The sequence below is a fragment of the Polaribacter sp. NJDZ03 genome (genome assembly GCF_019263805.1).
GTDB lineage: Bacteria > Bacteroidota > Bacteroidia > Flavobacteriales > Flavobacteriaceae > Polaribacter.
Window position 1 is genome coordinate 637,352 of record NZ_CP079195.1, and the last position, 11,937, is coordinate 649,288.

Annotated in this window: 12 protein-coding genes and 1 tRNA gene; 1 reads left to right on the forward strand and 12 read right to left on the reverse strand. The window is 29.7% G+C overall.

Annotation, left to right across the window (positions count from 1 at the left end; all coding sequences use genetic code 11):
* Nucleotides 1-2 precede the first annotated feature (2 nt).
* The 9 genes from KV700_RS02700 to KV700_RS02740 all read right to left on the reverse strand — a co-directional run bounded on the left by KV700_RS02700 (nt 3) and on the right by KV700_RS02740 (nt 7,867).
* Nucleotides 3-749, reverse strand: coding sequence for a 5'-nucleotidase C-terminal domain-containing protein (locus KV700_RS02700; RefSeq protein ID WP_218599034.1), 747 nt, complete (start codon nt 747-749; stop codon nt 3-5).
* 48 nt (nt 750-797) lie between these two features.
* Entirely contained in the window at nt 798-1,154 is a 357-nt protein-coding gene (locus KV700_RS02705) for a hypothetical protein (RefSeq protein WP_254712959.1), read from the reverse strand.
* A gap of 70 nt (nt 1,155-1,224) precedes the next feature.
* Complete coding sequence (locus KV700_RS02710) at nt 1,225-2,448, reverse strand: ABC transporter permease (RefSeq protein ID WP_218599036.1); 1,224 nt, start codon at nt 2,446-2,448, stop codon at nt 1,225-1,227.
* Nucleotides 2,445-3,074 (reverse strand): ABC transporter ATP-binding protein, encoded by a 630-nt coding sequence (locus KV700_RS02715; protein WP_218599037.1) that lies wholly within the window; start codon nt 3,072-3,074, stop codon nt 2,445-2,447. Before KV700_RS02715 ends, KV700_RS02710 begins: the two co-directional genes overlap by 4 nt.
* A gap of 30 nt (nt 3,075-3,104) precedes the next feature.
* Complete coding sequence (locus tag KV700_RS02720) at nt 3,105-4,304, reverse strand: GTP-binding protein (protein WP_218599039.1); 1,200 nt, start codon at nt 4,302-4,304, stop codon at nt 3,105-3,107.
* 24 nt (nt 4,305-4,328) lie between these two features.
* On the reverse strand, nt 4,329-5,225 hold the full coding sequence (locus KV700_RS02725; protein ID WP_218599041.1) for a GTP-binding protein: 897 nt from the start codon (nt 5,223-5,225) through the stop codon (nt 4,329-4,331).
* Between the two features lie 38 nt (nt 5,226-5,263).
* Nucleotides 5,264-6,673 carry an alkaline phosphatase gene (locus tag KV700_RS02730; protein ID WP_218599042.1) on the reverse strand — a complete coding sequence of 470 codons (1,410 nt, stop codon included), beginning with the start codon at nt 6,671-6,673 and terminating at the stop codon, nt 5,264-5,266.
* Nucleotides 6,674-6,807: 134 nt separating this feature from the next.
* Entirely contained in the window at nt 6,808-7,473 is a 666-nt protein-coding gene (gene folE / locus KV700_RS02735; RefSeq protein ID WP_166387151.1) for a GTP cyclohydrolase I FolE, read from the reverse strand.
* Nucleotides 7,463-7,867 (reverse strand): MerC domain-containing protein, encoded by a 405-nt coding sequence (locus KV700_RS02740; RefSeq protein ID WP_218599045.1) that lies wholly within the window; start codon nt 7,865-7,867, stop codon nt 7,463-7,465. Before KV700_RS02740 ends, folE begins: the two co-directional genes overlap by 11 nt.
* Before the next feature lie 116 nt (nt 7,868-7,983).
* Here KV700_RS02740 and KV700_RS02745 point away from each other — a divergent pair, with 116 nt between their 5' ends.
* On the forward strand, nt 7,984-8,367 hold the full coding sequence (locus KV700_RS02745) for a Fur family transcriptional regulator (protein ID WP_166387147.1): 384 nt from the start codon (nt 7,984-7,986) through the stop codon (nt 8,365-8,367).
* 215 nt (nt 8,368-8,582) lie between these two features.
* On the opposite strand, the gene KV700_RS02750 is transcribed toward KV700_RS02745, so the two are convergent.
* The 3 genes from KV700_RS02750 to KV700_RS02760 all read right to left on the reverse strand — a co-directional run bounded on the left by KV700_RS02750 (nt 8,583) and on the right by KV700_RS02760 (nt 11,895).
* Nucleotides 8,583-9,761 (reverse strand): ThuA domain-containing protein, encoded by a 1,179-nt coding sequence (locus KV700_RS02750; RefSeq protein WP_166387145.1) that lies wholly within the window; start codon nt 9,759-9,761, stop codon nt 8,583-8,585.
* A 425-nt stretch (nt 9,762-10,186) separates the two neighbouring features.
* Nucleotides 10,187-10,268, reverse strand: a tRNA-Tyr gene (locus KV700_RS02755).
* Between the two features lie 244 nt (nt 10,269-10,512).
* Nucleotides 10,513-11,895 carry a YgcG family protein gene (locus tag KV700_RS02760; protein ID WP_218599047.1) on the reverse strand — a complete coding sequence of 461 codons (1,383 nt, stop codon included), beginning with the start codon at nt 11,893-11,895 and terminating at the stop codon, nt 10,513-10,515.
* Between the last annotated feature and the right edge of the window lie 42 nt (nt 11,896-11,937).

The following is an 11,937-nucleotide window of genomic DNA, read 5'->3' on the forward strand; positions in this document are numbered from 1 at the left end:
ATTTATTGAATTTTTATACGATTATCAATTCCTACTTTTAAAGTATCTGTTTTTTCAAAATAATCGATTACAGCATCTCTTACTTTATAATTAAGGTTTGTTAATTTCTTTGGGTTTTTAAAGAAATCCATTCCATCTCCACCAGTTTGTAAATAATCGGATGTTAAAACGTTGTATGTTTTATTTTCATCGAACTTATTACCATTTATTTTTAATTCGAAACCATCGTCTTTTATTAATAAATCTATATTTTTTGATAAAGGATGTGCACTCTTTTTTTGAATAAAATATTGGATTAATTCTTTCACTTTATCGCTTGTTAATTCTACTACAACAAGTTCATTATCGAAAGGCATTAATTTAAAAGCACTTTCTTTGGTTACATTTCCTGCACCAATTGATGTTCTTAAACCACCACTATTAAACATCGAAAAATCTATAGAAGTGTTTGCTTTTTTTTGAAACATAGGGTTTGCAATATCTACACATAAATCTGCCATTAAGTTACCTAAAGTACTTTGCATTTGAGTGCTTTGTTTGGTTAAGTCTTTAGCTGTGTAGGTTAAAACTCTTTCCATCTCGCCTATTAATTTATTTTTATAAGGCATAATAACGTTATCAATTTCTGCAGATGCAACAATTGTACTATCAATAGTAATATTTTTAGCTGTTATTTTGGTGAGGCTTCTTTCTGTATTTTTACATGAAGCAAATAAAAGAAACAGACAAATAAAATGGATTGTTTTCATTAAGTTGATATTAGCTGGTAATTTATAATAATAATAATTTGATAAACTTTATTTATTTAATATTCCTTTGCAATTTGTAAGTATATAATTAAAATGTTCAACATTATTTTTGTTTAGTTTTAAGGTTCCTGTTATACTAACAACATTATCTGTTTTAAAGTTTTGTTTGTTAATAAATTCAAGTTCTATTGCAGTTTCCGGACCTCCTTGACCACAAAAATAACAAGATGCCATTGGCCCTTTAGATAGCATGTATATATTTTCTTTTGCTACAACATCTAAAAAATAACCTTTAATTGTTATTTCCTTCCCTTCTAAAGCTTTTACCGATGCTGAAAATGTGGGATACATAAAATAAGCATCATATTTTGAAAAATAGGTATCTGTAAATTTTATTTTTGACAAGTCTTGCCAAGTAATATTTTGTTGACTAAAACAAAACGTACAAACGAATATAAAAATTAAATATATAACTTTATCTCTCATTGCTTAAAATTGTTGAAATGTTCATCTTTATGATTGGATATATAGCCAATGAAACTGATGCAATTATCATTATTAAAATTAGTATTCCTATTTGTAATACATCTTTAAAATATAACTCTAAAAGCATGTTTTGTAGATTGTTAGATTCCATAAAGCGAAGCACTACAAATAGGCTTATTTTTAATAGTAAAAGCCCAAGTACAAATGAAGAAAATACTACGATAAATCCTTCATAAAAAACCATTTTTATCAATTGAAAGTTGCTAGCACCATAAGTTCTTAAAATTGCCAAATCAAAAGCATGTTCTTTTATCATTTTATAAAGACTTATAAATATTGTAATACAAGATATTAGAAGAATTAAATAAGCTATCAAAGAAATAGTTTGTAAACCAATACTTGTGTATTCATACAGTTTATGTAACTCGTATTTAGGTAAGGAAGCTTGCATATTAGTTTGCTTGTTAATTCGCCTAAAAAACGTAAGCAATCCTCTTGGACTTTTAAAATTAATTAATATTGACGTAATTTCTTTTTCATTATGGCTCTCGTTAAAATTATGTTCCTCATCATTTTCTTCATCATGTATCTCCTCTTTATGGTTATGTACATCCCAAACACTTTCTAAACTGGTAATTATTAAGCGGTCTATTACTTTTTGTGTTGGTTTTAAAATACCCACAACAGTTAAAAAACCATCATGCTCTTCAATACTATTTGCTATTAATCCATGAGAACTTAATAAGGTATCTCCTATTTTAAGATTTAATTTTAGAGCTACAGAATTTCCTAAAATTACTTCCATAGAATTTTCAACACGATGTCCTTTTTCTAATTCACCATTATAAAGAGAAGTAAAATTATGGGTGGTTCCTACAATTCTAAAACCTTTATAATTATCACCATAAGAAATTGGTACGGCAAGTTTAATTAAAGGGTTTTTACTTATTCTAAGAGCTTCTTTGTATGAAATATTCCCTGTAGGATTGTCTATATGTAATACGGAAGCCAAAACAAGCTGTAACGGACTTCCTTTAGCACCAATTACTACATCTATTTTCCCTAAATTGTTTTCTATTTGATTTTTAAAAGACCTTTTTAATTGTAAAATTCCTAAAAGTAAAGCGATACTTATGGCTAATATAAAAACACTTAAAAAAGTGTATAATGGTTTAGATTTTATGTTTTGAAGGCTAATATTCCAAATATTCATAATGTAATAGAGTTTTGGAAAAATGGTTTAATTCTATGGTCGTGTGTAATCACTATTAAATTGGCATTTGTTTGTTTCGCCTGATTTTTTAGCAATTCAATAACAATTTTACAGTTTTTATCATCTAAACTAGAAGTTGGTTCATCGGCTAAAATAACTTGTGGATTATGTATAACTGATAAGGCAATTCCTAATCGTTGCAATTGCCCTTCACTAAGTTCGTTAATTTTACTTTTTTTTAGTTTAGACAACCCCAATTGTTCTAATAAGATTTCAATCTTTTTATTATTTACAAGAGTATTACTAAACAAAAGACGCGCTTTTAAATTATGAAACACATTTAAGGATGTAATAGCGTGTTTTTTCTGAAAAACAAGACCTATTTTTTCACCTCTAAATGTATCTAATTTATTACTTTTTAAAGTATTTAAATCTGTGTTATCAATACATATATTTCCTGTAGCAGGTTTTAATAAACCTGCCAAAAGATGTAAAAGTGTTGTTTTTCCAATTCCTGAACCACCTAAAATGAGTAAATTTTCTCCTTTCTCTAATGCGATATTTGGAAAACTTAAAATAGCGCCTTTTTTTTTATATTGATAGGTAAGATTCTCTGTTTGTATCATTCTAAATTTTATAGAAACCACGCTCCTATTTTACACAGCTATTGGCCATTGATCTTTTTGCGTAAATAATTCATTTTTCCACAACTTTAATTCTTCATCTGTAAGTAGACATGTGTTTAATTGCCTAATCATTCCTTCTTTGTCTAAATGTTGACCTATGAAAACCAATTCTATTTTCCGATCACCAAAAACAAGATCCCAATCAGATTCAATTTGATCTTTATTTTCTGCAAATGAAGCCGCATTAATTCTTTCAGAAAAAGACTTAGATGCCCACCATACACCTGCATTGTCTGCTTTACAAGATCCTCCGGCAGAACTCCATACTAAAGCTTGGTTAGATCTTGAGGCTAACCAAAACAATCCTTTACTTCTAATAATATTTTGAGGAAAACGTTGATTTAGATAATTTAAAAAGCGGTCTGGATGAAATGGTTTTTTACTTCTATAAACAAAAGAACTTATTCCATACTCTTCAGTTTCTGGCACATGATCATTTTCTAATTCTTTTATCCATCCTGCAGAAGCTTCGGCTTTTTCATAATCAAATAAACGGGTATTTAAAACACTTTCTAAGACAACCTTAGATTTTTCTGTTATAATAATACTCGCTTCTGGGTTTAGTTTATGAATAATTGCTCGCAATTCTTCTAATTGATCTTCAGAAACCAAATCAATTTTATTTATAAGGATCACGTTTGCAAACTCAATTTGGTCAGTCAATAAATTCACAATAGTTCTATTATCGCCTTCTATATTGGTCAATTCTCTACTTGTTAGATAATCTGCACTCGAAAAATCTTTTAAGAAATTAAAAGCATCTACTACGGTTACCATAGTATCTATATAGCTAAAACGACTTAAATCTATTTTACCATCTTCACTTTCAAAAGTAAACGTTTGCGCTACAGGAATTGGCTCACTTATACCAGTACTTTCAATTAATAAATAATCGAATTTATTTTGAGCCGCTAACTTTTCTACCTCAATCATTAAATCTTCACGCAATGTGCAACAAATACAACCGTTAGACATTTCTACCAATTTTTCTTCGGTTCTAGAAAGCGTATTTTCATTTTCAATAAATTGAGCGTCTATATTTACTTCACTCATATCATTTACAATTACGGCTACTTTTAAGCCTTCTTTATTGTGTAATATATGATTTAGTAAAGTTGTTTTTCCTGCCCCTAAAAAGCCACTTAATACTGTTACTGGTAATTTTTTCATGCTGATTTATAGTTGTTTTAAATATTAATTAAGAACACTATTAACAATTTTATGTAATAATTGGGGTTCACTTCCTGGACCTATTGTTAATAATTTAGAACCTGTTATAGGGATTCCTTTAAAAGGTCTAATAAAGGCTTCACCATCTGGAGTGCGTTCAAAATACGTGTAGTTCTTTTCTGCACCAATTAGAGTACAACCTTTTACACGAAGAATACTTTTAGGTATTTTTCTGCAAATTTCTTTGATGGCATTATGGTTTGGTAAATTAGGTAATGCTACAGAACATGAAGACCAATGTGTTTTTTGATGTTCTATTTTTTGAAGCTTGTTTTTAGTAGGTAAAAGCGCTGGTAGTAATGAAACATCTAAATTATGAATGTTTATAATTTTTGCAAATGGGTTTATTTTTTTTAATGCTTCGATCACTTCATTTTCTCTAGTTTTTGATGTTTTATCTACATGTGTTAAAACAAATAAAGAAGAAACTAGAATTTGATTTAATTCTAATTCGTTATGTTCTCCCCTTTTTTGCCAGTTTTTAACATCGATAACAGATATTTGAATGGGCGGTAAAAAGCGTTCGTTAATACCAACGCCCAAAAATTCCATCAACGAACAAGCATCTGATGTTCCGTTTGCTTCTATTAAAGTAATGCCTTTATTTCTTTGCGGAATTCTATTTACAATATTTCTAAGTTCTACAATACCACTGCAACAAATACAGCTACCACTAAGTGCTTTTATACTTTTTAATTCAACTTGTTTTGTAAACTGTTGCGCATCCATATTTGCATTTTCATAATCATTCAGAATTAAAAATGGACTCCAACCTTTTTCTGTAAAACTATTGATTAACTGTTTTAATAACGTTGTTTTTCCTGCACCTAAAAAACCTACAATTGTAATAATAGCTTCCATATTCTAAATAATTTACACATTAAAAATAGGAATACAATTTAAAATTTATTTTCAACTTCTGCAGCTTCTAACATTAAATAATGAAGGTCTGTGTTTTTTATAAAAGGTTTTAAAAGTTGACTTCCTGGTCCATACATTGCCAATTCTACATAATCTGCAGAATGATGCATACTTATCCAACCTACAGAATTGTGTTTTTTTTGAATTTCTGCCAAAGCTTTAAAAGGAAGATGTTTAGGGTTGTAAAGACCTTTTTCTGTTTTTAGGTTAGAATAATACGTTAATAATAGTGTAGCCTCCTCATTTGTAAGGCTAAAATTATTAGCATAGTCTACTCTTTCTTTTACTTGAGATATAGACGTTTCTTTTCCAAATCCTTTTAAAATCCACTCGTTACTATGTTTGTATTTTTGAATAGCATCAAAATTATCATTCGCCTTGTCTCCATAAATTACTCCAGGATTAGAATTACCATGATCTGTTGTAATAATAACCAAAGTTTCTCCATCTTTTTCAGCAAAATCCATGGCTACTTGTATGGCTTCATCATGCGCCGCTTGGTCATATATAAGACCTGCAATATCATTACCATGTGCAGCCCAATCTACTCTTCCGGCTTCTACTTGTAAAACAAAACCTTTAGCATGATTTTCCATTGCATCAATGGCTTTTTTAGTCATGTCGGCAAGTGTTGGTATTTGCTGCGATAATTCTTTGTTATTTTGTTGATCTATAGAATATGGAAGTCCATTATCATCAAAAACACCTAAAATAGGCTTGTCAATAGCAGCAGAAAGCATTTCGTTTCTGTTTTTTACAACTTTATAACCTTTAGATTCAAAAGCTTTGTACATATCTTTTTTATCCTTTCTCTTTTCTGAAGAAAAATAAGCATCTCCTCCGCCCATCATCACATCAAACTTTTGTTCTAGATATATTTCTGCAATTTCTTCTTGAGCATTTCTAGATTTAGAATTTACACAAAAACCAGCAGGAGTTGCATGCGTAATAGGTACCGTGGTTACACAACCCGCTTTTTTGCCTGCTTTTTTAAATTTTTGCCAAATAGGAAGGTGCGGTTCCCCATTTTTACTCACATTTAATCCACCATTATTAATTCTAACACCGCCACCCCAAGAAGAGCTTGCTGCAGCAGAATCGGTAACAATAGAACTAGCAGAAGCCATATCCATTAAAGCTCTATTTACTTTATTATCTTTATATAATTGTAACCAATTAGTACCAGTACCCATTTTTCTAGACAGATATAAATCTGTCATATTTAAAGTTCCAATACTCATTCCGTCACTAACAATAATGATAATATTCTTTGCTTTTTTATTTTTAATATCATCAATAATTGTATTTGCTACATTATTAAAAGGGTGTAATAAAGCTGCACCAAGACTAATTAGCGATCCATTTTTAAAAAACTTTCTTCTGTTCATTTTTTCTATTGATTAAATATTTCTAGTGCTAAAATTATTTGTTTGTGTACCACAAGTACTTAAAAATTGAGGTATAAAAACAGCTTCTCTTTTAAAGTAAATAAAGGATCTTCTATTATTGTTTAATTATCTTTTTACATTTTTTGATCTGATAATACCTTTAAGAATTCATTTCGAATAGCGGTTTTTGAAAAACAGCCACCGTATTCTAAAGTTGTCGTATAACTACTTTGGTCTTTTATCCCTCTTGAAGAAACACAAAGGTGTTTTGCTGTTACCGAAACAATAACATCTTTTGTATCTAAAACTTCTTGTAAATCATGAAGAATTTGAAGTACCAATCTTTCTTGAACCTGCGGACGACGTGCATAATAATCTACTAAACGATTAATTTTAGACAACCCAATTACTTTGTCTTTTGGTATGTACGCCACATTAGCATATCCTGTTATTGGTAGAAAATGATGTTCGCAAGCAGAATCTATGGTGATATTGTGTTCTATGAGCATTTTTTTATAACCGTACTTATTTTTAAATGTAGATAGTTTTGGTTTATTAGCAGGGTTTAAGCCATAAAACAACTCTTTTACATACATTTTTGCAACACGATAAGGAGTTCCAGATAAACTATCATCCGTTAAATCTAGTCCCATTTCTTGCATTATCATTTTAAAATGATGTTCTATATTTTTAATTTTTTCATCATCAGATTTATCAAAAGCATCAGCACGTAACGGTGTTTTAATACTTGTTGAAAAATGATTGTCTCCTATTATTTGAATCTGTTCTTTATTCTTCATGAGTGCAGCATTTATTTGTATTGCATTGGCAATATTTTTTATTGTATAGATGTAATAGTATCAATGTAATTGCCGGAAAATAAATAGCTTGCTCACTTAAAGCAAACCATGCTATTTTTTCGTTCATTATTATTAGAAACAATGCACACCAACTGAACCATAATAAAGGTTTTATCCAATAATTAGCAGTTGTCTGGGCTGAACGATATACAGCAAAAAAAGAAATTACTAAAAAGAAATAGTCTATAGAACCCCACCAACTAGGTATTTTATCGAAACAAAATACCGCGCAACTTTGAGCTATAAAAATAAAAGGTGTAGCAATACAATGTATAAGACACAATGTACTTGCTATGGCACCTATACTGTCTGGTTTTTGTTTTATCAATATCATAATTTACTTTAATACAACTGAGTTGCAAATATAATATTATTAATAACTACTGCAACATAGTTGCGTTAAATATGGTTTTATTTTTTTCTACACTTTAGTTACGCTATATTTGTGTAATGGGAATTTTAAGGAAAACAAAATCAGTTAAAATACTGCTTGATGAATTTGAGAAACAAGCAACAGCTATTTCTGTAATTACATTAATAGAACGTCTTCATTTAAATATGAATAAAACAACCATATATCGTATTTTAGACAAGCTAGAAGATGATGGTTTTCTTCATTCTTTTTTAGGTAAAAACGGCCATAAATGGTATGCAAAATGCAATGGTTGCTCTAGTACCGAACATCATGATGTGCATGCCCATTTTCAATGTTTAAATTGTGGAAAAGTAGATTGTTTATCGACAGATATTTTTATACCTAACATTCCTAACCGTAAAGTTGATGTGTCTCAAATATTGCTTCAAGGAAAGTGTGAAGAGTGTTTAATTGAATAAAAGTAAAAAATAGTTCACTTTTTTATAAATGACAGATAGAATGATGCTAAAATTTTAGACCTAAAACAGAAAAGGTTTATAAAACCTAATATATTAAAAGTGATATCTGTTTTTCTTTAATTAGAAGAACTCAATATTAAAACAAGTAAGAAATTAACAAAAAAAAACTCAGAGTAATTAAACTCTGAGTTTTTTTTATTATTTAAAAAAGTATGCTATTTTCTTATAACTTCTATGCTACGTCTAAAATCAAATTCTCCATCTGTAATTGAAGCCTCAAAACGATACATTCCTTTTTCAGGTAATTCAATTGTTGGCGTTAATGTATTTGGATTATTGTTTTCAAAAATAACATCAGAAGGTCCTTTTACTTGCTTCCAACTAATTTCAGCATCAATTCCATCAGCATCATTATCTGTAATTACAGTTACAATACTTAATGATTTTCCATCTTTAGATAATTTTTGAGAAATTTCTATAGTGGGAGGCGTATTTATTTCTTTTGAATTTTTTGAAGTTTGAACAGGAATACGTTTTGAATCTGTAATTCCGGCAGCAAACAACATTAATCTTTGTGTAAATTCTCTGTTATCAGAATGACTTAATCTAGTACCTGCTCCTGCATTCCAAAATAAATTACGATCAAATAAACCAATAACTCTTCCCTCACCTATTGTAGAAATAGCTAAAGAAGCATCTGTTTTAGGATTAAAGACACCATCATTATCATTTACTATTAGTTTTCCTCCTAAACCACCCTCTTGTGCATTCGCTAACATTTTAGCAGGTTTAGAGATTCTAATAAAACTAACTCCTTCACCTCTAAAACGAATTCCACCATTTTTATTAAAATTGTTTAAAAAATGATCTTCAGTATAATTCTGTACCAAGTAATTTCCAGCACCATTATCCGTTAAAAAATGCATTCCAAATTGTTCCGTTACACTATTATCAGAAATTCTACCCGTTGGGTTATCAACTCCAACAAGTTTATATTCTCCACCAAAACCACTGTCTGACCAAACAACTAAACCACCACCTTTTTTAACCCAAACACTTACCGCTTCTGCCTCTTCTTTAGAAAACACACGTTGGTTAGACGCTAAAATTAAAACATCAACTGTTTTTAACGTTTTTGAATTCAAGATTAACTCCTGATCATAAGCTTCCTTTACATCTAGACCAACTTCTTCTAATGCTTCTAAAAATTGACTCATACCCAAGATACCAGTATCATTCAATCTCATTTGATGAAAAGGTTCTTGTTCTCCAGAAGGAATTTTTCCATCTGCAGAAACGTCTCCATAAACATACAATACAGACTGGGCATTTAAACAAAATGGTAAACAAACGATAATTAATAAATAATTAATTTTTTTATAAAACTGACTCATTTTTAAGAATTTTAATCAAATTTACTAAAAAAAAATAAAGGAAGTTTCTTTTAATGCTTCAATAATATTAAAAGTTACTAGACATATTTTATATAGTATCACTAAGTACTTGAAATAGATACTGATTTTATACAGTTATACTAAATCAATTTTGGCTTTTACGAGCGTACATAACGAAACATTCTCTCTCATAATTACTTCTACTTTATTCATTATTTATGGAATAATTTTAGTGTTAAAAACGCTTTGTAATCTAAATTTAATGAAATTAACTTTTACTAGAATAAAATAAGCTATTGAAATTCTAATATAAATAAGATAGTAGTTTTTATGGTAATAACTAAAATAAGAGTATCTGTGTTTGGGTTTTATGGAATGAATTATGAAGAAATTTAATTCATTTTAGAGTTGAAAAGGATAAATTGTGGGGAGAGCAGGATTCGAACCTGCGAAGACGTAGTCAACGGAGTTACAGTCCGTCCTCGTTGGCCGCTTGAGTATCTCCCCTTTAATTTATTATTTCAATGAACCTACTATTACCTCTGTAATGTATTGCTTTTTTAAAACTCTATAAAGAGACTAAAAACGACAACTTGCTGATTACAAATCAGCTACTTTACATTAGCTTTAGTTTAGAAAAAAACCTTATTTTTCTAAAGGTCTGCGAATATACAAAGTTTTTGTAAATCTCCTATAAATAATCTGTTTTTTTTTGAAATTTTATGTTTCGATCGAATATAGATGCAAAGGATTACCAACTAACACCTGCTCCACCACCTCCAGAACTACCACCTCCAAAACTAGATGATGAGCCTGAAGAAGAACTAAAGGAAGAGGAAGACGAACTAGCTCTTACTTTTTTCGAAAGAACAATCTTCTTTTCATCTTGATAATTACAATTACGACATTCGTAAAAATCAATTCTTTCTCCTTGAGACGCGTAAGTTGCAGCTTTTAGTAGTTTAGAAGATTTTTTTCCATAGGTTTTATAACTACATTTTACACAATCACTATATTTTCTACTATTAGCTCCCTCATATTCTAAAATTAAAATATCACTATGGTCTGCCGTTACCCAAACATCATAACGAATTGATTTTAGATTTTCTTCTAAAATTTGAGCAGCTTCTAAAAATTCATTTTCAGTCCATTCATTTTTAAGATGTAATAATTGACCATTTACTTTGCTATATCGCGGAGCAGTACGATACTCTTGCATGCGTTTTTTTAATAATTTTGATATAAAAAATAATGGGAACGGAAATAAAACAATGAGACATCCTAATTTTAATTCGGCCACTCGATTATACTTGTCGTAAAAATCTTCTTTAGAGATTTTCGTTTGAAATAATACACCATAATACCAAAGCACCATCAACATACAAATAATGGCGTAACCAAATAATAAATAGTGATACCATTGATAACTATTGTCTTTTGGATATACAATACTTGTACCATAGACTTCCTGAATAACCGCCGGATTATCTAAAAAGTCACGGATTCTAACCACCGAATTTATCAATCCTTCGCCATAATTTCCATTCTTAAAATTAGGGATAATTTCATTTACACCAATTCGGTAGCAAACAGCATCCGTTAAAACGGGTTCTAAACCATAACCAACCTCAAACTCTGTTCTACGTTGGTCCATTACCGTTAATATTAGCAATCCGTTGTCTGTATCTGCTTTACCAATTCCCCATAATTCGAAAAGATCTACAGCAAATTGTTTAGGTATTTCTTCACCAATGCTCGGAACTACAACTACTGCAACTTCTACAGAAGATTTTTGTTCTAACTCATATAATAAGCGATTAATACGATTTTCTGAAGATGCATCTATATAATCATTTGGGTCTGATACATACCCCATAATTCCGCTGCCTCTAGGACTCGGAACCTCTTTAATTGAATAACTTTCTTTATCTTCATTGTAAATGGGAGCTTTAAAATTGGGATACGTAATTGCTGGTTGCTCAATAGTGTTTTCAAGTAAAATACTTCCTTCTGAAACATCTGATATATCTTGACTAAACCCTGTTATTGATATACATAAAAACCAAAACAGTACACTCGTTAACAGTCTTTTCTTATTGATTTTAATAAGATATTGAAAAGTAAACAGATTCATGTTTTTATTAATTATAACGTATTGATTTTAAAAGCACTTTTT

Coding starts and splice junctions, on each gene's coding strand:
- folE (WP_166387151.1), bottom strand. CDS start 7,473: ATGAAGAATAAAGAACAGATTCAAATAATAGGAGACAATCATTTTTCA.
- KV700_RS02760 (WP_218599047.1), bottom strand. CDS start 11,895: ATGAATCTGTTTACTTTTCAATATCTTATTAAAATCAATAAGAAAAGA.
- KV700_RS02740 (WP_218599045.1), bottom strand. CDS start 7,867: ATGATATTGATAAAACAAAAACCAGACAGTATAGGTGCCATAGCAAGT.
- KV700_RS02710 (WP_218599036.1), bottom strand. CDS start 2,448: ATGAATATTTGGAATATTAGCCTTCAAAACATAAAATCTAAACCATTA.
- KV700_RS02715 (WP_218599037.1), bottom strand. CDS start 3,074: ATGATACAAACAGAGAATCTTACCTATCAATATAAAAAAAAAGGCGCT.
- KV700_RS02720 (WP_218599039.1), bottom strand. CDS start 4,304: ATGAAAAAATTACCAGTAACAGTATTAAGTGGCTTTTTAGGGGCAGGA.
- KV700_RS02750 (WP_166387145.1), bottom strand. CDS start 9,761: ATGAGTCAGTTTTATAAAAAAATTAATTATTTATTAATTATCGTTTGT.
- KV700_RS02730 (WP_218599042.1), bottom strand. CDS start 6,673: ATGAACAGAAGAAAGTTTTTTAAAAATGGATCGCTAATTAGTCTTGGT.
- KV700_RS02700 (WP_218599034.1), bottom strand. CDS start 749: ATGAAAACAATCCATTTTATTTGTCTGTTTCTTTTATTTGCTTCATGT.
- KV700_RS02725 (WP_218599041.1), bottom strand. CDS start 5,225: ATGGAAGCTATTATTACAATTGTAGGTTTTTTAGGTGCAGGAAAAACA.
- KV700_RS02745 (WP_166387147.1), top strand. CDS start 7,984: ATGGGAATTTTAAGGAAAACAAAATCAGTTAAAATACTGCTTGATGAA.